The following is a 24,139-nucleotide window of genomic DNA, read 5'->3' on the forward strand; positions in this document are numbered from 1 at the left end:
TAAATGATTTATTTATTGTCAAAAGTTAAAATTAACTCTATTTTAATGATTATTTTGTCAATCAATAAATTTATCGGAATCTTAAAACAGAGTAACAGATTATGCTATTCGTATTCGCTAAACACACTAAATTTCAACTATGGATGTCATGAAAATATTGAGACTTTCCTATCTTATCCTAGTAGTACTCCTTGGTAGTTGTACGTCCGAATCTGACGTTAACGTTACTGATTTAAGATGCGAGTACCGTGAAAACCCCCTGGGCATAGACAACACCCAACCCAGATTGAGTTGGAAATTGGAAGCACCCCATTTTGAAAGAGGGCAACAACAAACGGCCTATCAGCTATTGGTGGCCAGTAGCCCTGCCCTTTTGGACGGGAACACGGGAGATGTCTGGGACTCGGGCAAGGTTTCCTCCAGCCAATCCGTCAATGCGGTGTATGCAGGGATTCCGTTGGAGTCCACCAAAACCTACTACTGGAAGGTGAAGGTATGGGATGCAGCGGGCCATCCTTCGGGTTGGAGCGCACCGGCCATATTCTCTATGGGGCTGCTGCAGCCAGAGGATTGGAAAGGCGAATGGATCTACAAAGAAGGTCAAAACAAAAAAGATCACAACTGGTACAGAAAGAACTTTACTTTGGATACCGATCCAGAATCAGCCTACGTCCATGTGGCCTCCTTTGGGTATCATGAGGTGTACGTGAACGGTAAAAAAGTGAGCGATGCAGTAATGAATCCTGTGCTGTCCTATAAGAAAAAAAGGCTCCCGTACCTTACCTATGACATTAAGGAACACCTCACAAAAGGCGACAATGTCATCGGTATTTGGCATGCGGCTGGTTGGGCACGATGGGGCAGGATGAAAGAATACTATGACCCACCATTTGTGTTTAAGGCCCAAGCACATATTACAGGGGATACCACCAATGTGGTATTGGCAACCGACGCCAGCTGGAAATGTAAAAAAAGCTACAGCGCCTATATTGGCTCATGGGACATTTTGGATTTTGGCGGTGAAATCATAGATGAACGTTTACGTGAAGACGACTGGAACACCGCAGATTACGATGATGGCCATTGGGCCAACGCGGTGGTTTTTGACAATGACAAGGCCAAAGAAGCTGTCTTTACCGATATCAATTTAGGCCCCAAGGGTGCCATCCGGGCCCCCGGTACGGATGCCAACCCGCCCACTACCAAAATCACCGCAACCCTCAGTGCCCAAATGGTGGAGCCCCAGGTGAAGTTCAAGGAAATAAGCCCCATTGGGATAAAAGAGAAGGAAGATGGCAACTATATCATTGATATGGGCGAAAATTACACGGGCTTTTTTGAAATGAATCTGTTACAGGGAAAAGAGGGCGATACCATCACCTTTGAGGTTGCAGACTATAAAGAGGTATTCTCCTCTTGGGAACAACGGAGCCAGTACGTTTTTGACAAAACCGGTGCGGGCCATTTCACCAATCGGTTCAATCTTGCCGGAGGGCGCTATGTTACCGTTTACGGCATTGGTTACAAACCAGATCTAAAAGACATCAAAGGACATGTCATTACCAATGACAGAAAGCAGATCAGCAAATTTGAAAGCTCCAGTGAATTGATGAACAGGATCTATCAGGTAAATCTGAACACCTATATTGCCAATACCATTGATGGCATTTTAGTAGATTGTCCCCATCGCGAACGTCGTGGTTGGGGCGAGGTAACCGTGGCGGCGATGTACGGTGATGCCCTGCCCAATTTTGAGAGCGGGGCCTATATGGCGCAATATGCCCAATTTATGCAAGACTCACAGGCCGATGATGGTAAAATGCGCGCCGTGATCAACGGAGACGATTTTGAGTTTTTAATGTGGATGGCCAACAGCCCCATTACCATTTGGGAAACCTACAGAATGTTGGGGGATGAACGTTTGCTAAACAACCATTATGACAGTATGAAAAAGTGGATGCACTGGCTGTACGAACATTCGGATTATGATAGTGGCGGTACCTTAAAAATTGGTGAGCGGGGCACTTTGGAATTTCCAGGATTGGGAGACTGGTGCACGCCCAGAGGTAATTTTTGGAGCTCAAGCAACTCTCCGGAATCGGCCCATTTCAATAATACGGTCTATGCCTTTATGTTGGAAAATGCCTTGAACATTGCCAAAACCCTGAACAAAACGGAAGATATTGCCCTCTTTTCAAAGCGATTGGAAGTACAGCGCAAGGCAACCCATGCCAATCTATACGACCCTGCCACGGGAAAATATGGCGAAGGGCATCAAGTGAACCAGGCCTTTGCCCTGATTTCAGGGGTTACCCCGGAATCCGAAAGGCAAAAAGTGTACGACAACCTAGTAGATCAGGTGCTCTATAAATTTCCGTACTACGACACCGGCAGCTCGGGCCAGGCCCTCTACACCCGTTATTTTACGGAATACGGCGAACGGATGGATTTGATCTATGAACTCTTACAAGATAAAAGACACCCAAGCTACGGCTACTTTTTGGATCAAGACAAAACCGTATGGCCAGAGCGTTGGTCCGCTATTGGAAGTAGCCAGATACACACCTGTTACACGGGTATTGGGGGCTATTTCATTAAAGGGTTTGGCGGCATAAGGCCCCACCCAGAACATCCCGGCATGCAGAAAATGCTCATTAAGCCCGCGGTTGTGGGAGATTTGACCCATGCCAACACCGAATACCGATCTATGTACGGCAAGGTGATCGTGAACTGGAAAAGGAAGGATGCGGGTGCCCATTTTCATATTGAGGTGCCCATAAACACCACGGCGCAGGTCTATCTGCCGGCAATGGGCAAAGATGGCATCAAAGAAAACGGTGTTTTGGCCGAAAACGCGGAAGGTATCCAATATGTGGGCACCGAGAAAAATGATGCCGTTGGTACTTATGTGATATATGAGGTAACGTCTGGCAGCTACGATTTTCTGGTGGACCAACTACCGGAAACAACATACCCCGATCCTTTGAACAAACCGGCCAATCTATCCAAGATAGGGCGTTTGAGCGCGTCGTCCATGGTCATAGAATCGGAAAAATTACCGGTTTATGAAGCCTTTAGGGCAAACGATGAAGATGCAGACACCCGCTGGTGGGCCGCAGCGAGCAAGGACCAATATCTTGAAGTGGAATGGGTAAAACCGCAAACCTTCAACCAAATTATTGTAGATGAGCACGAGAACAATATCAGGGCGTATCAACTGCAATACTGGGAGAATGGGGCATGGCAAGACCTTGTGGAAGGCACCTCTTGTGGCCCGGATAAAGTCCATGAATTCAATGCCGTTAAAAGCACAAAGTGCAGACTGTATATTGTAGATGCAGAGCGGGCGGCCTCCATTACAGAACTGAAAATTTTACATAACGAATGATAGCCCCGTTGGTATTCAAAAAGAGGCACTGGAAGATAACCTCTACTGGAAAAGGATCCCATTTGTGGTAAGGGCCGAAGCCTTAAAAAGTACTGAATATGCGCAAACTGATTTATTTTTTATGTATGGCCGTTTATGGCTGTGGCACAATGGCATCATTTGGCTTTCAAGCAAGGGACACCATTTACCCCATTTTTCAGTTCCCCCAACATAAGATGCCACAGATGGACGGCGATTTTTCCGAATGGAACCTAGTGCCGGATACCTACGCCATTGGCCTGGATCAAATGAAGGAGAGCGTGAACGGCATTGGGTTTGATCTGGACCCGGCCGATCTGGATATAACCGTAAAGGTAGGATGGGTCAAAGACTTGAATAGGCTGTACTTCTATGTAGAGGTTTTTGATGATTTCTGGGAATTTGAGCGCTTGGACATCAAACAAGATATTTTTGAACTGGTGGTGGATGCAGATATGTCTGGCGGCAATTTCATTAAAAAGTGGAATGCCAATACCAGTAGGATGCCCATGGAGGAACTGCATTTTAGAGGACACGGGGCGCATGCGCAGAACTACCATGTCTTTATGCCCCCGAAAAATAAGGACTGGGCCATGGTTTGGGGAAATACCCCGTGGATCAAAGACTTCCCCTATGCCAATGCGGCCTACGATCACCACTTGGAACAGGGCAGACCCGGGTGGCTCAAAATGGAATTTTGGATCACCCCCTTTGATCACGCCGCCATTGAAGGCATCAATGGATCTGCGGTTTCACAATTAAAGGAAAATGAACTTATTGCACTATCGTGGTGCGTGCTGGATTATGACGATGACGATAAGGTACGAAAGGATTTTATCAATCTGGCGCATGACCTCAACATGATCCACGATGGCGATTATTTAAATGCATTCAGGTTGATGCCCCTATCGGAGGAGTTCACGGAGCTACAAGCAAATTGGTCTTTTGTAGAGGTTGATCGGGACAGGCGTGTGTTTGCCTTTAAAGATGAATCTTTGGGCACCGTTGAAAAGTGGTTGTGGGATTTTGGGGATGGAAGCACTTCCAAGGAACAACACCCTGTACATCAATATACCACCCCGGGCCATTGGACCGTTGTGCTCACGGTTGAAAACAAAGAGGGCAAATCTATAAGGTCCAAAGTGTGGGATGTGGTAACAAAGTAGGCTTTATGACCGGATACTGTTTAAAAAATAGAGTAATGAGAATTAAAAAAGTGACACCTTTTTTTTATGCGATGTTATCCCTTTTGGTAACAACGAACTGTAAAAAAACAGAAGGTGCCAAAAAACCTAATGTGCTGCTCATCTGTGTGGATGACCTCCGTCCAGAGTTAAAGAGTTTTGGGGCAGGGCATATTAGCTCACCAAACATTGACGTTTTTGCGGAAACGGGAATTAGATTCCGGAAACATTTTGTGAATTCCCCAAGTTGTGGTCCATCGCGTTACACCCTATTGACAGGACAGTTTGGCCCCGCAGCAAACAGTGCTCTTTTCCAAAGAGCGGATAAAATGAACGAAGGCACACAAAAAGTGGATAAATCGATGCCAGAGTGGTTTAAATCACACGGCTATACCACGGTTTCCGTGGGGAAAGTGTCTCATCATCCAGGAGGTAGAGGCGGCAAGAATTGGAATGATAGCACAATAATTGAAATGCCAAATGCATGGGACAAACATCTTATGCCGGTAGCGGAATGGGAACATCCACGTGGAACGATGCACGGTTTGGCCAATGGAGAGATTAGGGTAAAGGCCGGTGAAATGGATGTATTCCAGACAGTGGCAGGAGATGATGGTATCTATCCTGACGGGGCAATTACCAATGAAGCTGTCAGGGAACTGAACACACTGGCCCAGAATCCTAAAAACCCGTTTTTTATGGCAGTCGGAATCATTAAACCACATTTGCCATTTGGTGCACCAAAAAAGTATTATGACCGGTATGAAGGCGTTGCGTTTCCAGAGATAAAACATCCCCAAAAACCAAAAGGAAAAACCACATGGCATGGCTCAGGTGAATTTATGAGATACAATCGCTGGGGCAAGAATCCCGATACCGATCCTGATTTCGCCGATGATGTTCGCCGGCACTATGCGGCAAGCGTTAGCTATGCAGATGCCCAAGTGGGAAAAATACTTGCGGAACTGAAAAGAACCGGGGCAGATAAAAACACCATTGTGGTGCTTTGGGGAGATCATGGATGGCATTTAGGAGAACATGCCATTTGGGGAAAACACAGTTTGTTTGAGGAATCATTACATGCACCTTTAATAATTCACCATCCAGAAATGAAAAACAAAGGAGCGAGTACAGATGCCATTGTTGAAACGGTCGACATCTTTCCGACCTTATGCGATTTGGCCGGTATTGAAATCCCAGGGTATGGCCATGGGGTCTCAATAAAAAAAATAGTAGAAGACCCAAATACCTCAGGTCATGATGCCATAGCGTATAACGGCAAGGCTTCAACCATTAGAACCCCGACCCATAGGATGATACTTCATAAAGACGGATTTGTGGAATTATATGATCATACGTCAACAGAAAAGGAAACAAAGAATGTGGCAGGGGAACAGGAAGAATTGGTGAAGAAGTTAACCTATAAACTAAAAACAAGGTTGGATTGATCTTGGAAAGTCACCTATGCCCGTATAAAAATGGATAGCGTTGAATGCTCATGTACGATGGGAGGCCTGGAGCTGTTCAATACTATGAATTACATACACCAATGAAACGAAAGAGTTTTTTTGACATCACACTAAAAAAAAATAAGACAATGATAAAAGTTGGATTGTTCGGTATTGGACTGGATACCTATTGGCCCCAGTTTAAAGGCCTGAAAGAACGCTTGGAGGGCTACCAAGACCATATTGCCAAAAAGATGGAATCCTTCAACGCCCAAGTGGTAAATGTGGGTTTGGTAGATTCGCCAGAAAAGGCCATCGTTACCGGCCAACAACTAAAAAAGGAAGATATAGACATGCTGTTCTTGTATGTGTCCACCTACGCACTTTCGTCCACCGTGCTGCCGGTAATACAAAAGCTAAAATGCCCTGTGGTCATTTTGAACATACAGCCCGTGGCGGCAATAGATTACGAAAAATTCAATGCCCTTGGGGATCGGGGCAAAATGACGGGAGAATGGCTAGCCCATTGCCAAGCCTGCTCCGTGCCGGAACTGGCCAATGTGTTCAACCGCGCGGGAATAGGATATGACTTCGTCACCGGCTATTTGGATGAGGAAAGCGTTTGGACAGAACTACGGGATTGGATAGATGCCGCGCGCGTAAAACGGGTCATGAACAACAATCGTTTAGGGGTCTTGGGCCACTATTATGGGGGCATGCTGGATGTGTATTCCGATTTGACCAAGCAGGCCGCCGCTTTTGGAACGCACATAGAAATTGTTGAAATGTGCGAGCTCAAGAAATATCGTGATGCCGTTACGGACAACGAAGTGGAAACCAAATTGGAAGAGTTCAACAACACTTTTGAGGTGGCGGACACCTGCGAAAAGGAAGAGTTGGTACGGGCCGCAAAGACCTCCATAGCTTTGGACACACTGGTGCAAAATCATAAATTGGGTTCCTTGGCCTATTATTACGAAGGCGAATCGGGCAACGCCTACGAAAACATGGTTACCTCCGTCATTGCGGGAAATACCCTGTTAACCGGTAAAAATGTTCCCGTGGCGGGAGAATATGAAGTTAAAAATGCACAGGCCATGAAAATCATGGATGCCTTTGGCGTCGGCGGTTCCTTCTCTGAGTTTTATGCGATGGATTTCAATGATGATATTGTAATGCTCGGCCATGATGGTCCCGCACATTTTGCCATTGCCGAGGGAAAGGTTCAATTGGTTCCCTTGCCCGTATATCACGGTAAGCCCGGCAAAGGACTCTCCATACAAATGAGCGTAAAGCATGGCCCGGTTACCTTACTCTCCGTGGTAGAGGGCAAAGACGATGTGTTTTTGTTGGTGGCGGAAGGTGCATCTGTTGAAGGACCAGTTTTGCATATTGGCAATACCAACAGTAGGTATCGTTTTTCCATTGGGGCCAGGGCATTTATGAACCAATGGTCCAAACAGGGGCCCTCCCACCATTGCGCCATTGGCGTGGGGCATATTGCCAATAAAATTGAAAAACTGGGAAAATTGTTGAACTTGAGGGTCGTGCAAATATGTTAGGTTTTTTCTGTGGACACAACACTGGTTAATCAGTTAAGAATTAAGTTAGGATAAAATGAAACGAATACTACCACTACTCATAATTATACTTTCTTACGCAGCGTGCACCAGCAAGCAAGAGGTTGGCGTTCCGAACATCGTCGTCATAAATGTTGATGATTTGGGATGGAAGGATGTGGGGTTTATGGGCAGCGAATACTATGAAACGCCCAACTTGGATTATCTTGCCAGTCAGGGCATGGTCTTTACCAATGGGTATGCGAGCGCATCCAACTGTGCTCCAAGTAGGGCAAGTTTAATGACGGGACAGTGGACACCGCGCCACGGCATATACACCGTATCGCCCTCCACCAGGGGAAGATCGGAGGATAGAAAACTGATTCCCACGAAAAACACCCACACCCTACCAACTCAATTTAAGATACTGCCAGAGGTACTACAGGAAAACGGCTATACGACCTGCCAAGCCGGGAAATGGCATTTGAGCGACAATCCATTGGAATACGGTTTTGATTTGAACATAGCAGGGGGTCACAACGGACTTCCCAAAAGCTACTATCCTCCCTATAAAAATGTGAGTATAGAAAAAGGGAAGGCCGAATACCTTACGGATTTAATTGTTGAAAAAGCCCTGATTTTTATTGACACCGTTCAAAAACCCTTTTATCTAAACTATGCCCCTTATGCGGTACATGTGCCCATCATGCCCGTAGATAGTATTGTTCCCAAATACGCAAAAAAGTCGCCCTGGGAAGGTCAGGGAAATGCGGAATATGCCTCTATGGTAGATAATCTGGATAGGAACATAGGATTGCTCATTGACAAATTGAAAAAAAGAGACCTACTGGGCAATACGCTCATTGTATTTACCTCTGATAATGGAGGTCTGTATGGCATCACCAAACAAAAGCCTTTACGGGCAGGTAAGGGCAGTTATTATGAAGGTGGTATTCGTGAGCCTTTTTTCTTTGTGTACAAAAAGAGGATTCAGGCCCAAACAACAAGTGATGTTCCCATAACGAACATGGATATTTTTCCCACTGTTTTGGCCTACGCAGGTATTGAAAATGTTGTTTTGGAATTGGATGGTCAAAATCTGTCTTCCGTTTTAGAGGGAAAGACCAAAACCTTGGAACGTTCGCTATTTTGGCATTTTCCCATTTATTTGCAGGCTTATAATGTAGATGATAATCAAAACAGGGACCCCTTGTTCAGAACCCGTCCGGGTTCAGTGATAAGAAAAGGGGATTGGAAACTACATTATTATTTTGAGGACGATGGGATGGAGTTGTATGACCTATCCAAAGACATTGGCGAAACCGATAATCTCATAACCACACATCCCGAGAAGGCAAATGAGTTGCTGGGACTCCTTAAAACATGGTGGAAAGAGACAAATGCCCCGATCCCCTCGGAACGAAATCCTGACTACAAGGACAGGAGCAGTTATAATTAGAATTAATTATGCATTTTGAATACAACTATAAACAGTGTCAGTCCGAGTGTTTGATTTTTCAATCTTTTCATTGTAAAATCAAAAGTATCGAGAACCTTTTAGATTATAATGTCCTCTCGATACTCCAGAGGCTTTAGGTTATATTCCGGAAAAGGTCCAAAAACGTATTCGAAGTGACGTAAAGAGAATGTCCTCAAATTTAAATCCGCAATGGGTTAAATAGAATTTAGTATAGCAGATATGCAAGCAATTTTAGGGGTTTTATTTCATTCGTTGGGCGGTATTGCTGCAGGTAGTTTTTACATGCCTTATAATAAGGTAAAGGGATGGGCATGGGAAAGTTATTGGATGTTGGGTGGCCTAGTATCATGGTTTATTGTGCCTCCATTTGCCGCTTGGTTGACCATACCCAATTTTATGGAAATTATTGGAACTGCTTCCAGTTCCGTATTGTTTTTTACTTTTTTGATGGGCTTGCTTTGGGGTGTTGGCGGACTCTCCTACGGTTTGGGTATACGCTATTTGGGCATGTCTCTGGGCAATTCGGTAGTCCTTGGATTCTGCGCCGCTTTTGGGGCATTGGTGCCTCCTATATATTACAATCTAGTTCCGACAGAGGGAAAGGTGACCTTTACCGAAATGTTGTCATCTACGGGTGGCCAAGTCGTGCTTTTGGGTGTAGCGCTTTGTATCCTAGGTATCGCTATTTGCGGCAAGGCCGGAATGCTAAAAGAAAAGCAACTTTCCGATGCAGAAAAAAAGAAAAGCGTGGCAGAGTTCAATCTTGTAAAGGGACTACTAGTGGCCATTCTTTCAGGTATTTTAAGTGCCTTTTTCAATTTCGGAATTGAATCGGGCAAGCCTTTGGCCGAGGCTGCGGTAGCATCGGGCCATGATGCCCTGTTTGCGAACAATGTCACTTTTGTGGTCATTCTTTGGGGCGGACTCACCACCAATCTGTTTTGGACGACTATGCTGAGCGTCAAAAATAAGTCCTACAACGATTTTAAAAACAAGCATACCCCTATCACCAAGAATATCCTATTTGCCTCTTTCGCTGGACTTATCTGGTTCTTACAATTTTTCTTTTACGGTATGGGCGAAAGCAAATTGGGCAACGGTGCCAGTTCATGGATTTTGCACATGTCCACCATTATTTTAACGGCCAACCTTTGGGGCATTTACAGAAAAGAATGGAAGGGAGTTGCAAGAAAAACCAAGATGACCATTATTGCTGGAATCGTGGTGATATTATTATCTGTTGTCTTGGTGGGGATTGGTAATTCGATTTAGACAAAGCCTTCGCTTTACTCATTTTCAAACTCCCGCTTAAAATCGGCCAACATTTCTTTAAGAATCACTTTAGGGTCACCATCCGATAGGCTTTCAAAAGAAACATAACCTTGAAATCCTTGTTTTTTTATCAGGGCCGCCATCTTGGCCATATCCGTCGGTGTTTTCTCCTGATTAGGATATACATGCTCTTTGATAAACCAATACTTGGCATAAGGGGCCAATTTTTCCGCTTCGGCATAGGGGTCGGCTGTAGTGCGAAGGCATGCAGTGTCCAGAATAAGTCCGAACCATTCTGAATCCACGCGCTTTATGATATCGATTACTTCATCTGCCGTAAACAGAAATTCATTATGGTTTTGTAAAGCGGCAATGACACCAACTTCTGCACCATACTGGGCACATAACTTATATTCTTCTACCAGCCACTCTTTTACTTGGTCTTTGGTATGGCCTTCGGGAATATTCCTGCCCGTGAACATTCGTAAGATAGAGGAACCTATCTTAGAAGAAATAACCAACCAATCTTTGATCATTTGTCGGTCTTTTTCTCTTGCTGCCACGTCTGCGGTGACGAAATTATTCCGTACTCCGGTCCATGAGATGTTCAATCCCAATTCTAACGCACGTTTTTTTAACGCAAAAATTTCAGCCGTATCGGGTAGGTTTGGATAGGATGAAAAATAGTAGGAAGTTAAATCCACCGCATGAAGCCCGATATCCGCAGCAAACTCCATCATATCGAACAGATCCATTTCCCCGCTTTTAAATTCATCATTGAACGAGTAGGCATTAACGCTGTATTGCACACGTTGCTCCGTGGAAACAGGTCTTGCCCTTTTACTGGCTGAAGCCGCAAACAGGTTGGGAGCCGCAGCAAGTGCGGGCACTAGTGTTAATTTACGAAGGGCGTCTCTTCTGCTATTTTTCATGGTCTTGGTTTTTAGTTGTTCAAAAGGTGAATTACCCTATTCCAAATCTCTTCACTGACCTGCATCCCGTTTTTTTCGTTTTCAATTTTATTGGAAAGGGATTTTTCACCGGGATAGTAGGTTTTTCCGCCCGGTTGGGTAGGTGTAATATCTTTGGTATATGAAATGATTTCTCCCAACAGTTTTTCCTGTAGGTCGCCATCTTGAAACGTTGCTGAATCCATACACAGAAAAATCTGTGAGACCCCATATTCGTGTGCTTCCAAGCCTAATCTATACGTAGACCTTCCTGCGGAAAGCAATGTGGCGAGCATATCCAATACCATGGCTATTGCCGAACCCTTCCAATAGCCAATGGGGAGTCCACTTTTGGTGGTTAAAATATCCTTCGGATTTTTGGTAAGATTTCCATCTGCATCAAACCCACCATCATTGGGCAATGCATCGCCCCTTAACTTATATTCATTGATTTTGCCAAAGGAAAATTGGGTCATGGCCATGTCCAAAACAATGTGTCCTTTTTTTCTGGGGATGGCAATGACTAAGGGGTTATTGCCAAGTCGCGCCTCCTTCCCGCCCCAAGCGGGCATATTGGGTTCGGTGTTGGTAAAAAGGATGCCCATGCAATTTTGTTCTGCGAGCATCCAACCATAGTATCCCGCGCGCATCCAATGATTGGTGTTGCGAAGTGCCACTAAACCCATACCGTTCTCTTTGGCCATTGCGATAGCGCGATTCGTACATTGTATTGCATTTAGCACTCCGGAACCTAAACCGCCATCCCAGCGTTCTAGGCTACCAAAGCCTTCCAACTTTTCAGCCTCAGTATCTTTTTTAACCAGACCAAGTTGCAACTGTTCAATAAAAAAAGGGACTCGATTAATGCCGTGGGAATTTACCCCGTGAAGCGTATTTTCGGTATGTACTTCTGCCAATAGTTTCGCTTTTTCCTCAGAAAATCCGTAGTTATTAAAGAGTGATAAAAGCACGGCACGCATTTCTTTGGAACGGATGGTTCTCGTCATTTTTGTCTATTTAAAATATGGCTCAGCTTAAACCGGGTAGCATTTTCAGAGTAAAGAAGCGATTCAAGGATTACGGAATTTAATCATTTTCCGCTTTTTCATAGGTAGTATTTGCCCATCTAATTTGTGCCCGACCACCTTTGACCCGGTAAGCCCCATATCTAATGCCAGATTGGGTTCCACGCTCTGGTTCTGGAATGTTCCAATTGAAAACCTCGCCGCCAATCACAGCATTGGCATAGTGTATTTTTTTAGTGGCATCATTGGGGTCCTGGGCAAAACCAACTTCCAATTCAATTTCGGTGGGTACATTTTTCCCTATGTTCGTCAAAAAGACAATCTCCCTACCATCCGCACCAGAACCGCCCCTAAAATTGATTTGTTCCCTAAAAATATCAAACGATTGTTGCACTTGATTTCCATTTCCATCATCACCATAAACCGGTTTTGCCAAATACAGGCAAATTGCAGGGTCGTTAGGGCCACCGCCTCCGGTATGTTTTCCTTTTGCCTGCATGATATAGGTGCCATCACTACCATCATTATTGGTTTTACCAACTTCCAATATTCTTACCGTTCCCGTAAATTTTGCAAAACTTCCAATCCCTGTGGTCTGGGACCTTGACAGGGAACGTTCTATTCTGGGTTGTAGCGTATTTGGGTCGTCTATGTGGTTGGACTCGTGCGTGATGTTGTAAATGCCCCAAACCGTGCCATCAATCGTTATTTCCTTATAGTCCGCGTAACAACTGCGGTCGTCAATGGCACCCACATTTACCGGATTTGGAATATCGGTCGCCCTATCGGGATTTGTTCCCGCTTCGGTACATCTGGTAATGGGTCCCGTTTCCTCATCCACTAGTTCTGATACTTCCAGAACAGGCTTGTCAACAACTTCTGGCATTTCAAGAATTTCCGCTCCTGAATCGCAAGAAAAAAAAGCCGTGGTTAGCATAAAGAAGATAACAAAAGTGCGTTTGTGCATCATCGTGATTTTTACTGTTTTCAACGCTAGTATTCTTTATCCAAATAAAAGTTAAAAGAAAAAGGAATGCATCCTGTGCTTACTTGCCTTTTCAATTACACGGGCCATCATATCTGTTTTAAACCTACTTTTTAAGGATCACATACCAAACCTTATAGTACAGGATACAGGAGCCCTTTCAAAGCTATATTTTAGTCCGTTCGGGACGATATGCGATGAACAAGCTAGTTTTAAGTTTTTTTTTGGTAGTGATAGTGGGGTTTGTTTCCTGCGGGGAGGAAAGCAAACCCACAAACGACCTCGCCCAGGAATTTATGGAACCACCGCAAACTTCTAAGCCAAAAACATGGTTCCATGCCATGAGCGGAAATATGACCAAAGAAGGGCTTACCAAAGATTTGGAGGCCATGGCAGAGGTGGGTATTGGTGGCTTTTTACTGTTTAACGTTACCCAGGGCATCCCAAACGGCCCCATAAAATATAACTCGCCGGAACATCATGAAATGATTGCCCACGCCGCCAAAGAGGCAGAGCGGCTTGGGTTGAGCTTTGGAGTGCATAATTGTGATGGCTGGTCTTCCAGTGGAGGGCCATGGGTCACGCCAGAAGAATCCATGAAAATGGTGGTTTGGAGTGAAACGGTTGCTGATGGGGGCAACATAAGCATCAACCTAAAAGAACCTACAAAACGTGAAGGATTTTATAAGGATATTGCCGTACTGGCATACCCGGCCTTGGATTCGGAAATAGACGACAGCAATAATATGCCTGTAATTACGGCATCGGATGCGGAGTTGGATACCGCGCTGATAACTGACGGAAAAGTGGACGGCGAATCTACATTGACTGCCAAAAAGGACCAATCCCCTTGGATACAGTTTACCTACCAAAGACCCAAAACCATACGTGCTGCCAAAATTATTTTTAAGGACCGCCATAGCACGGCCATGCTGCAAACCAGTGCGGACGGAAAAAACTTTACCGATGTGCGGAATCTTTTCAAGGTAAGGACGGGAAAAGGGGAGTGGGGCATCAACGATCATTTTGAAGGAGTTACTTCAAGCTATTTTCGATTAAAATTCAATAGGTCGACTACACTAAAGGAGGTGCAGCTTACGGCAAATTATTTTGTAAACAATCCTTTGGGAAGAACTTCAATCGCAAGAACGGAGGACAAGGATTTGGCGCTTATTGGTGTGCCAGATGGTAATATGGTTATAGACCCTCTAGAAATAAAAAACCTTACGGGCCAAATGGATGCCAATGGTCTCTTGCAAACAGAACTGCCCCCGGGGAGGTGGACCATTATGCGTTTTGGGTACACCTCCACTGGTGCATTTAACAATCCCGCTTCCGACGAGGGTCGTGGCTTGGAAGTGGATAAGTTGAGTAGACCGGCTTTTAAAAAACATTATGATGCTTTTCTGGGCCAAGTAGTTGAAAACACCAAAGCATTAGCCCCTAACGCCCTGCAGTATGCCGAGATTGATAGTTACGAAATGGGAGGGCAGAATTGGACTGTTGGCATGGATAGTATTTTTAAAAGTGAAAAAGGCTATGATGTAATCACAAGGTTGCCTGTTATCGCTGGCCGTTTTGTGGAAAGTGCCGCGGCTTCAGATGCTGTTCTTTATGATTACCGGGATGTCATTACCAATTTAATGACCAAAAACTATTTTCAATACTTTACGGAACTTTGCAATGCCGACGGAATCCAAAGTTATATTGAACCCTATGGGTTTGGGCCTTTGAACGATTTGGATATTGGCGGCGTCACGGACATTCCCATGGGGGAATTTTGGATGAACCGGCCCATCACCCAGACCGAATCGGCCGTTTCTGGGGCTCATATCTACGGTAAGCCCATTATTTCCGCGGAATCGTTCACCTCTACACCACAGATAAATTGGAAAGGGCATCCGGCCATGGCAAAAACATCTGGTGACTTGGGATGGACCTACGGCATCAACGAGTTTATGTTCCACAGATTTGCGCACCAGGCCAATCCACATGTGGCCCCGGGAATGACCATGAACCGTTGGGGCTTTCATTTTGACAGAACACAGACTTGGTGGGAGAATGCAGGCGCCGCTTGGTTCAAGTACATTGCTCGAGGATCGCATATGCTACGGCAAGGGGTTCCGGTATCGGATGTGTTAATCTACGTTGGAGAAGGAACCCCCAATTCCGCCTACTACCGAGACGATGTTTCCCCGGCCATACCAAAAAGCATCAATTTTGACAACGTAAATACCGATGTGCTTTTAAATAGGATTGCCATTAAGGAAAAGGAATTGGTACTACCCGAGGGTACGTCTTACAAATTATTGTTACTCCAAAATAGCAAAACAATTTCCTTAAGAACCGCAAAGCGTATCTTGGAAATTGCAAAAGGTGGAGTGCCCGTATTTGGGGAAACGCCCCAAAAATTAGCTGGGTATGCAGCCACCGCGGAAGAACGGAAAGCCTTTGGTGCACTGATTGCAGAACTAAAACCATTGGTAAAAAAGGTAAGCGATTGGGAAACCGTGATGGAAAACCTTGGGATTAAACCGGATATGGAACTCCTGAACGACGCTCCTTTGGATTACGCACACCGAAAAACCGCAACTGAGGATATCTACTTCTTCTTTAACCCAGATACGGTAGAAACCAAAACATTCCATGCCCAGTTCAGAGTGGGCAATAAAATTCCGGAACTATGGAATCCCATGGACGGTAGCATCACCAAACAAGGGGTGTTTACAACAGAAAATGGCAGAACTGGCACGCATATCCAATTAGATGCAGGAGCATCTATTTTTGTGGTCTTTCGGGAGGATGCCAACACCATTATGAGCGCAACACAGCACCAACAGCATCTCAGCCTAAGGCTATCCGAAGAGCATTTACTTAATGCAACGGTGGTAGAAAACGGCAGTTACTCCGTTCCGCTGACATCTGGGGATAATTGGGACTTTGCGGTGACGGATATTCCAGCATCCCAAGATATTTCCACCAATTGGGAGGTAACCTTCAACCAAGAACAAGGATATGGTGGTACTCTACCATTTGATTCCTTGGTGGATTGGAGCAACCATCCTTTGGATTCCATTAAGTATTACAGTGGTACGGCCAGCTACAAAAAACAGTTTCACCTATCCGAAGCACATACCGATGACCAAACCAAGGTTATTCTAGACCTAGGGACGGTTCATATCGTTGCCGAAGTAATCGTCAATGGGGAAAAAGTTGGGGTCTCTTGGATGCCGCCTTTTAGGGTAGACATCACAGATTACGTAAAAAGTGGCGAGAACCAGATAGAAATTTTAATTACCAACCAATGGAGCAACCGATTGATTGGTGATGAACGCTATCCGCCCAATGATGGCGGTTACCAATTAGGCCCCCATAGGGCAACTGATTTGACCATGCCGGCCTGGTATACCAATAATGAACCGCGGCCAAAAGGAAAAAGAACGACATTTACTACGGCCCCCTTTTACAAAAAGGACGACCCATTAATGCCCTCCGGGCTTCTGGGACCAATAACACTTAAGTTTTCTAAAACCATAGCATATAAACAATGACAAAATCAGGATATAGGGCACCATCAATTTTGGTAAAGGTAAGCTTAGTATTATTGCTTGTTGTACTCTTGGCATGTAAGGAGAATGCCCCCAAACAAACCTTGGCGTTCACCAAGGTAACCACGGATTATAAGGTGAACCCAACGGCCTTGGAAAATGAAAAGCCACAATTTTCTTGGGTAATGCAAGCGGAGGGGTTCAATCGTTCGCAAACGGCATACCATGTAATGGTGGCTACCTCAAAAGAACTATTGGACAAAGAAGCTCCAGATATGTGGAATTCCAAAAAGGTGGACAGTGGGCAGTCCACATTTGTAGCCTATAATGGAACTGCTTTACAACCATTACAGACCTATTTTTGGAAAGTAAAGATTTGGGACGAAGAAGGAAAACCCACGGATTGGTCCCCGGTACAGCGATTTGCCATGGGCCTCATGCACGAAAAGAATTGGGAAAGCGCCAAATGGATTACCTTGAATGAAGACACCCGGAGCTCTCCCCACCGTTTTAGGGAATATAAAACGGGTAAAATGGTAAAACCTGTTTTGGTAGACGGCTTTGCCGCCGCATATTTCAGGAAGGAAACCAAGATAGACAAAGAGGTGGTAAGTGCCCAAGCCTATATTTGTGGCCTAGGGTATTATGAGCTGTATCTGAACGGTAAAAAGGTGGGAGACCATGTATTGGATCCCGCCCCCTCCAACTATGACAAACAGGCCTATTACGTCAACTACGATATTACTGACCAGATTAAATCAGGGGACAATGCCTTTGGCATTATAATGGGGAACGGGTTCTACGGACAGAATATCTCCTGGAAAAACGATCCAGAATCCGAAAGAGACTTGGCCTACGGTGCCCCAACGGTAAAATTTATGGTGAAAATGACCTATGCCGATGGCTCACAAGAGGATTTTTTTACAGATGAAACCTGGAAAGAGGCAACAGGCCCCATCGTCTTTAACAATATCTACGGCGGTGACACCTATGATGCCCGGTACGAGATCAATGGCTGGAACACCGTGGGCTACAATGACCAAAGCTGGGGCAGTCCCAAAGTGGCCACGCCCAAGCTCAATAAAATAAGTGCCCAACAAATACCGCCCATCAAAAAATTACGGGAACTGGAGCCCCAAAAGGTCTTTAAAGGAGCGGATGGCGAATGGATCGTGGATTTTGGACAGAACATAGCCGGTTGGGTAAAATTGCAGGTCCAGGAAAAAGAGGGGCAGCTTATCGAAATTACCAATACAGAGGCCCTATTGACGGACGGTAGTGATATTTTTCAAGGTTCCACTGGCGGTGGCGCCAATGGCATGCCCCAAATCTATAAGTACATTGCCAAAAGTTCCGAACCGGAATCTTGGGAGCCTAAATTTAGCTATCACGGGTTTAGGTATGCCAAGATAAAAGGTATTTCCAAAAAACCGGATGCCAATATGATCAAAGCGGTACTTGTGGCCACGGAAATAGACAACACAGGTAATTTTTCTTCCTCTGAAGATATCCTGAACCAAATGCACAGCATTAGTAAATGGACCATAGAAGACAACCTTCACGGAATCCCGGAAGATTGCCCCCATCGCGAAAAATGTGGTTGGCTGGGCGATGCCCATGCTTTTGCGGAGTACGCTTTGTACAATTACGATATGTACGATTTCTACAAAAAATACATGGAGGATATCCGTACCCAAATGCGCCCCACCAAAGGGCATAACGACCCCGATATTAACTTTCAGGTGCCCACTATGATCGCGCCCGGTAAGCGCACTTCCACCTACGCCAAAATAGACTGGGGCGTGGCCACTATGTACCTGCCCTGGTATAATTACCTGTATTACGGTGATGACGCCATTGTAAAGGAGTATTATGACGAAATGAAGAATCTGACGGATTTTTATCTGAATTTTAAAGGTGAGAACGGCATCATGCAAGATGGAATGGGCGATTGGTGCCCTCCACTGTGGGACAGAAGGAAAAACCCAAGTGCCATGGAGACGGACCCCATCATATCGGCAAATGCCTATTTCTATGATGTTTTGGGCATCATGGAAAAGTTTGCCCAAATGAATGGTGATTCGGACTACGCAGTCCTTATGAAAGCCGAAAAAGAGGCCCTAAAAAAAGCGTTCAATTCAGCGTATTTAAAACCTATCGAGGGAACAGAACACAAATGGTACCTAAGCCAGACGGCTACCGTACAGGCTTTACAATTTGGGATGGTGCCAGAAGATGACATAGAAAAGGTGGTCAATGGTTTGGTGCATGATATTGTTGCCGTCAAAGGAGGGCATCACTCCACCGGTATCCATGGCAACAGGTATATCTATACCGTTTTGGCGGAGAACGGAAAGGCAGATTTGGCTCAGCAGATTTTAACCACCCCAGATTTTCCCAGTCAGGCCTATCAAATCAAATCAGGTTTTACCACATGGCCAGAAAGGCAGTTTATCTGGGAAGAAATGGAAGGGCCCACCAACTCGCTTAACCATCCCATGCATAGTGGTTTTGCAGCTTATTTTTATGAAACCCTCGGTGGGATTAAATCCAGCGAAACCCATGTAGGCTACAAATCCTTTTACGTGGTACCCATTTTTCCGGCCACTATTGATGAGGTAAAAGTAGACGTCCCAACGCCTTATGGTACCATTAGGAATTATTGGAACAAAAAGGACGAAACTGCTACCATGGAGCTACGGGTTCCATTCAATACCATAGCCATCCTGCCCTTTAAGGGGATCGACAAGGAGAATGTGAGCATCAACGGAGAGGCCATAAACACCTTTGTTTCGGGAAGCGAGGAGGAGGTTGCCCTTGGTTCTGGCAAGTACGTAATCAAGTTTAAATTGTAGAAAGAGTATGAAATTTAGGTCAATTTTATCCTGTTTGGTTGTGTTGATGTTGTTGTTTGCATGTAGTTCTGATGGCACGGCCGATGGGACTCAGGATGAAACCACGGAAGAAATGGAGGAAGGGGCTTCCGAAGACCCAACGGAAGAAGTCCCAAACGTGGATACCATTTCCTATGTGGAAAAAAATGGTATTGTGAGTGTTGAATTTGAAACGGTGGAAGGAGAAATTGATTGGGAACGTGGTTCCTCTCTTGAGGGGTTTGAAGGTGAGGGTTATTTGGTATGGAACAACCCTGATAGTTTTCAGATGCCCGGTAACGGAATTTTAACGTATACATTACAGATAACCACCCCAGGTACATATCGTTTTATCTGGAGGTCCAGAATTACGGAAGGGGAAACACAGTCTGAAGCCAACGACTCTTGGTTACGATTTGATGATGCAGATGACTTTTTTGGGGAAAAGGATGGGAGTTTTGTCTATCCAAGGGATAGGGGAAAAACCCCCACTCCGGAGGGCAGTAGCCGGGATGGATGGTTAAAGGTCTACATGAATCGTCTTGGAGAGTGGTTTTGGCGTTCCAATACTAGTGATAACGACCCTCACGACATTTTTGTCAGGTTTAATGAACCGGGGGTGTACACCATGGAAGTATCAGGGCGTTCCCAATTTCACGGTCTGGACAGATTTTTGCTTTTTGTGGAGGGAACGACTTTTGAAGAGGCAGAGGCTGCCGAACGCAGTGAAATTGTAAGACCATGATAGAAAGGATGCTTATGGTAAAATGGATTCAGCGGTTTAACACAGTGATGATTTTGGTTCCCCTAATGGCCATGAGTCAAAACCCCATTGTACCCAATAAAGGGCTCAACGATCCACACGTCCATATTTTTAAGGATACCGCCTACGTATATGCTTCCCATGACAAGTCCATAGCCAACACGCGTTTTATTATGGAAGACTGGTGGGTGTGGTCTTCGCCGGATTTGGTGAATTGGAACTACAGAAACACACTTAGTCCAGAAGAAACCTATATTGGAAAACCCTTTGAAGGTTGCTGGGCAACCGATGTGGCCTACCGGGATGGGAGGTATTACTGGTACTTTTCAGAAAAGAACCAACAGACCGGGGTCATGGTGGCGGATTCCCCGGTTGGACCATGGTCAGACCCATTGGGGAAGCCACTGCTTACAGAAGACCTTACGCCAACGGACGAGTATGATATGGCCCTATTTGAAGAAGATGGGGAGCACTACATCATTTTTGGGGTTTGGGAATATTATATTGCAAAGCTGAACTATGATATGATCAGTCTGGCGGAGGAGCCTAAAAAAATTGAAATCAACAACCCTCGTGGTCCCTACAACAAAGATGGTGAAAACAAGGAAAAACCAACGGACGACAAACCTTTTGTGCACAAGTACAATGGAAAATACTACTTGTCCTGGGGTTGTTTTTATGCCATGTCAGATCAACTCTATGGCCCCTATGAATACAAAGGTACCGTAATCACCAAGGATAGTTTTGCAGAAGGGTATGATGCGCCCACTTGGCCCAATGGTTTTCTACAAGGACGGCACGGTTCTTTTTTTGAGTGGCACAACCAGTGGTATTATGCCTATTGTGATATCAGCCAGACCGGTAATCGCTGGTTTCGTGACACCTTTATTAGCTATGTCCATTACAAGGAAAACGGTGAAATGGCCACCATACGGGTCGATGGAACCGGGGTAGCCAACTATGTTGCCAATGAAATCATAGAAGCAGAAGCGTATTTTAGGACGGCAGGTTTTGTAAAGCAACAACAGGGTAATGGCTTTATGGTGCGTAGCAATGCCCAAAAAGCGTACCTTAATTTTCCCAATGTCAAGAATTTGGACGACAAAAAAGGAATCTCGCTGCTTGCCAAATCAACAGAACCATCGGCCTACAACATAGAAATCAGAAGAAATGGGTTGGACGGCCCCTTATTGGCCAAGACTACCATTCATTTAACCAATGATGGATTTCAGTCTTTTGAGGTATCCCTGACTGGATTAGGAGAAACCGAAAACCTCTACCTCTTGTTCAGTAAAAAAGCTGGCACGAGCCTTGAGATAGATTCGTTACAATTTTATAATTAAAAAAATAGACCACTACAAACAGGTATGAAAAACAGGGTAATATTATTTTTTTTAGGCTTTGGATTACTATTGAATGCGCAGCGGGGGAAAATGCCCTACCAAGACGCCAACCTTTCCATTGAAGAGCGGATAAATGATTTACTGCCCAGAATGTCCTTAGAGGAAAAAGTGGCGCAAATGCGAATTTTTCATGCCAATATTGGGGTGGAATCCGATGAAAAAGGCAGGTTAAAATTGTCTGATAGGGTCATTGAAAAATTAAAGCTCGGCATTGCAGGTATCAAAAATCCCGGAGAACACATTTCGCCCGCGGCAGCGGCAAAATTGAACAATGAGCTGCAGCAGTATATCATGAAGAGCAATAGGTGGGGCATACCTGCTTTATTCGTGACGGAGTCTTACAATGGTGTAGACGCTGCTGGCTGCACCAAATTCGGTCGCCCCATTAATTCGGCAGCCACGTTTAATCCTGAACTGGTGAACCGTATTTGGGACGTGGTTGGGCGTGAGGCACGTCTGCGCGGGATGCACATGTGCCATTCCCCAGAGGCAGATTTGGTCAGGGATCCCAGATTTGGGCGCATGTCCGAAGCTTTTGGTGAAGACACGTATTTAACCACACAAATGGTGTTGAATGCCATTAAAGGCGTTCAAGGGGATTATAAAGGTTTAGGTGAGGGAACTCACATTGGTGCCGTGGCCAAGCATTTTGCTGGTTATGGACAAGTGCTGGGAGGGAGAAATTTTGCCGCTGTGGAGATTTCCCCAAGGACCCTTATCGATGAAATATATCCACCTTTTGAGGCCGCTGTAAAAGAAGCGAGAACCTTGGGTATTATGGCATCCCATGGTGATATCAATGGGGTGGCCAGCCACGGAAATCCGGAATTGCTGACGGGGGTTTTACGCGATCAATGGGGATTTGATGGTTATGTGGTCTCGGACTCCAATGATATTGCCCGGTTATATTATTTTATGAAAGTAGCGGAAAGTCCTGAAGCGGCCGCTTTAATGGGGCTTGTTGCCGGTATCGACATTGATTTATATGCCGAGGATTCTTATGCCTATCTGCCAGAAATGGTCAAAAAAGACCCCTCTATAGAAAAGATGATAGACCGTTCCGTAAGACGGGTGCTGCGTACTAAAATGAGATTGGGTCTTTTTGATAATCCACTGGTGGACGTAAAAAAGGCAGAAAAGGAAGTACGGTCGCAAACCTCACTGGCCCTTGCCCAAGAGGCCGATTTGGAATCCATCATTCTATTAAAAAACGAAGCCAATACCCTTCCGCTAGCAAAAAACAAAAAGAAAATAGCGCTTATAGGGCCGCTATTAAATCAAGAAACCCAAGAAGCGTTTCAGGCTATTGCTGGAGAAGATATCACTTTTGTGGCCGATAAAGGTTTTGAGCTTACCGATGGTAAAAAGGGTGTTCCCAACGTTTTGCCTACGGATGAAAAAGCATTGGACAGATTAACAGGTCTCGCCAATGATGCCGATGTAGCCATACTATTTTTGGGTGGAGATGAATTTACCGCCAAGGAAGCCTATTTCAATAATGCCTTAGGCGATAGGGCAACCATAGAACCCGTAGGACCGCAAGACGAGTTGGTCCGTCGTGTTAAGGCATTGGGCAAACCTGTCATTATCGTTTTAAAACACCGCAGAACCTTGGCCATTAATGTAATGGCCAAAGAGGCCGATGCTATTTTAGATGGATGGGATTTAAGCGAAATGGGGGATACTGCTTTAGCTAAAGTGATTTTTGGTGAGGTTTCACCCTCTGGAAAACTACCTGTGACCGTGCCACGTTCCATTGGGCAATTGCCCTTTCATTACAGTATGAAGGAAATCAACAATAAAAAAGGATATCTTTTTTTGGAAGATGGGCCTTTGTACCCCTTTGGATATGGTTTGAGCTATGGTAATTTTACCTATGATGACATACAACTTTCAGGCGCAACGATGACTCCAACCTCTGAAATTACGGTGAGTACCAAGGTAACCAACACGGGCAGCATGGCGGCCAAAGAGGTGGTTCAACTGTACATTAAAGATGAAATAGGTTCCGTAACCCGCCCAGATAAAGAGCTTAAGGGTTTTGAGAAAATCCTGCTCAATCCCGGGGAGTCCAAAACGGTTTCTTTTAAGATAACCCCTAAAATGTTGGAGTTTACGGGTTTGTCCATGAAGAAAGTGTTGGAGGAAGGGGATTATACCGTTATGGTAGGTACCTCTTCAAAAGAAGGAGTCACCGCAAGATTTAGATTGGAAAAATAGATACGCAAACAACTAAAAAGGAT

General features: G+C 45.1%; 14 protein-coding genes. 11 read left to right on the plus strand and 3 right to left on the minus strand.

Annotated features, from left to right (window positions below):
• Positions 1-148: 148 nt before the first annotated feature.
• The 6 genes from I595_RS15175 (at position 149) to rhaT (ending at position 10,349) form a co-directional block, all read left to right on the plus strand.
• Positions 149-3,388: a family 78 glycoside hydrolase catalytic domain gene (locus I595_RS15175; protein WP_172675961.1), complete on the plus strand. Its 3,240-nt coding sequence runs from the start codon at positions 149-151 to the stop codon at positions 3,386-3,388.
• A 98-nt stretch (positions 3,389-3,486) separates the two neighbouring features.
• Positions 3,487-4,572, plus strand: a complete 1,086-nt coding sequence (locus tag I595_RS15180; RefSeq protein WP_217997197.1) for a PKD domain-containing protein — start codon at positions 3,487-3,489, stop codon at positions 4,570-4,572.
• A 35-nt stretch (positions 4,573-4,607) separates the two neighbouring features.
• On the plus strand, positions 4,608-6,038 hold the full coding sequence (locus tag I595_RS15185) for a sulfatase (protein WP_054560303.1): 1,431 nt from the start codon (positions 4,608-4,610) through the stop codon (positions 6,036-6,038).
• 149 nt (positions 6,039-6,187) lie between these two features.
• Complete coding sequence (locus I595_RS15190; protein ID WP_157449771.1) at positions 6,188-7,600, plus strand: L-arabinose isomerase family protein; 1,413 nt, start codon at positions 6,188-6,190, stop codon at positions 7,598-7,600.
• 55 nt (positions 7,601-7,655) lie between these two features.
• Complete coding sequence (locus tag I595_RS15195) at positions 7,656-9,056, plus strand: sulfatase (protein ID WP_054560304.1); 1,401 nt, start codon at positions 7,656-7,658, stop codon at positions 9,054-9,056.
• 240 nt (positions 9,057-9,296) lie between these two features.
• Positions 9,297-10,349: an L-rhamnose/proton symporter RhaT gene (gene rhaT, locus I595_RS15200; RefSeq protein ID WP_054560305.1), complete on the plus strand. Its 1,053-nt coding sequence runs from the start codon at positions 9,297-9,299 to the stop codon at positions 10,347-10,349.
• Positions 10,350-10,363: 14 nt separating this feature from the next.
• Here rhaT and I595_RS15205 read toward each other — a convergent pair whose 3' ends face one another.
• The 3 genes from I595_RS15205 to I595_RS15215 all read right to left on the minus strand — a co-directional run bounded on the left by I595_RS15205 (position 10,364) and on the right by I595_RS15215 (position 13,291).
• On the minus strand, positions 10,364-11,281 hold the full coding sequence (locus I595_RS15205) for a sugar phosphate isomerase/epimerase family protein (protein ID WP_054560306.1): 918 nt from the start codon (positions 11,279-11,281) through the stop codon (positions 10,364-10,366).
• A gap of 11 nt (positions 11,282-11,292) precedes the next feature.
• A complete protein-coding gene (gene yiaK, locus I595_RS15210; protein ID WP_054560307.1) occupies positions 11,293-12,306 on the minus strand; it encodes a 3-dehydro-L-gulonate 2-dehydrogenase in 1,014 nt (337 codons plus the stop codon).
• Between the two features lie 79 nt (positions 12,307-12,385).
• Entirely contained in the window at positions 12,386-13,291 is a 906-nt protein-coding gene (locus I595_RS15215) for a hypothetical protein (protein ID WP_172675962.1), read from the minus strand.
• 314 nt (positions 13,292-13,605) lie between these two features.
• Between I595_RS15215 and I595_RS15220 the strand changes: the two genes are divergently transcribed.
• The 5 genes from I595_RS15220 to I595_RS15240 are packed head-to-tail and all read left to right on the plus strand — an operon-like array spanning position 13,606 to position 24,116.
• Positions 13,606-16,860: a glycosyl hydrolase gene (locus tag I595_RS15220; protein WP_262485542.1), complete on the plus strand. Its 3,255-nt coding sequence runs from the start codon at positions 13,606-13,608 to the stop codon at positions 16,858-16,860.
• Complete coding sequence (locus tag I595_RS15225) at positions 16,857-19,712, plus strand: alpha-L-rhamnosidase (protein WP_083467635.1); 2,856 nt, start codon at positions 16,857-16,859, stop codon at positions 19,710-19,712. Before I595_RS15220 ends, I595_RS15225 begins: the two co-directional genes overlap by 4 nt.
• 7 nt (positions 19,713-19,719) lie before the next feature.
• On the plus strand, positions 19,720-20,475 hold the full coding sequence (locus I595_RS15230; protein WP_157449773.1) for a hypothetical protein: 756 nt from the start codon (positions 19,720-19,722) through the stop codon (positions 20,473-20,475).
• Complete coding sequence (locus I595_RS15235; RefSeq protein WP_245628308.1) at positions 20,472-21,836, plus strand: family 43 glycosylhydrolase; 1,365 nt, start codon at positions 20,472-20,474, stop codon at positions 21,834-21,836. Before I595_RS15230 ends, I595_RS15235 begins: the two co-directional genes overlap by 4 nt.
• A 24-nt stretch (positions 21,837-21,860) precedes the next feature.
• Positions 21,861-24,116 carry a glycoside hydrolase family 3 N-terminal domain-containing protein gene (locus tag I595_RS15240; RefSeq protein WP_054560311.1) on the plus strand — a complete coding sequence of 752 codons (2,256 nt, stop codon included), beginning with the start codon at positions 21,861-21,863 and terminating at the stop codon, positions 24,114-24,116.
• Positions 24,117-24,139 lie beyond the last annotated feature (23 nt).

Source organism: Croceitalea dokdonensis DOKDO 023 (assembly GCF_001306415.1).
Taxonomy (GTDB): domain Bacteria; phylum Bacteroidota; class Bacteroidia; order Flavobacteriales; family Flavobacteriaceae; genus Croceitalea; species Croceitalea dokdonensis.

Excerpts from the sequence above, each read along its gene's own strand:
- I595_RS15175 (WP_172675961.1), top strand. The coding sequence starts at position 149 with ATGAAAATATTGAGACTTTCCTATCTTATCCTAGTAGTACTCCTTGGT.
- I595_RS15180 (WP_217997197.1), top strand. The coding sequence starts at position 3,487 with ATGCGCAAACTGATTTATTTTTTATGTATGGCCGTTTATGGCTGTGGC.
- I595_RS15185 (WP_054560303.1), top strand. The coding sequence starts at position 4,608 with ATGAGAATTAAAAAAGTGACACCTTTTTTTTATGCGATGTTATCCCTT.
- I595_RS15190 (WP_157449771.1), top strand. The coding sequence starts at position 6,188 with ATGATAAAAGTTGGATTGTTCGGTATTGGACTGGATACCTATTGGCCC.
- I595_RS15195 (WP_054560304.1), top strand. The coding sequence starts at position 7,656 with ATGAAACGAATACTACCACTACTCATAATTATACTTTCTTACGCAGCG.
- rhaT (WP_054560305.1), top strand. The coding sequence starts at position 9,297 with ATGCAAGCAATTTTAGGGGTTTTATTTCATTCGTTGGGCGGTATTGCT.
- I595_RS15205 (WP_054560306.1), bottom strand. The coding sequence starts at position 11,281 with ATGAAAAATAGCAGAAGAGACGCCCTTCGTAAATTAACACTAGTGCCC.
- yiaK (WP_054560307.1), bottom strand. The coding sequence starts at position 12,306 with ATGACGAGAACCATCCGTTCCAAAGAAATGCGTGCCGTGCTTTTATCA.
- I595_RS15215 (WP_172675962.1), bottom strand. The coding sequence starts at position 13,291 with ATGCACAAACGCACTTTTGTTATCTTCTTTATGCTAACCACGGCTTTT.
- I595_RS15220 (WP_262485542.1), top strand. The coding sequence starts at position 13,606 with ATGGAACCACCGCAAACTTCTAAGCCAAAAACATGGTTCCATGCCATG.
- I595_RS15225 (WP_083467635.1), top strand. The coding sequence starts at position 16,857 with ATGACAAAATCAGGATATAGGGCACCATCAATTTTGGTAAAGGTAAGC.
- I595_RS15230 (WP_157449773.1), top strand. The coding sequence starts at position 19,720 with ATGAAATTTAGGTCAATTTTATCCTGTTTGGTTGTGTTGATGTTGTTG.
- I595_RS15235 (WP_245628308.1), top strand. The coding sequence starts at position 20,472 with ATGATAGAAAGGATGCTTATGGTAAAATGGATTCAGCGGTTTAACACA.
- I595_RS15240 (WP_054560311.1), top strand. The coding sequence starts at position 21,861 with ATGAAAAACAGGGTAATATTATTTTTTTTAGGCTTTGGATTACTATTG.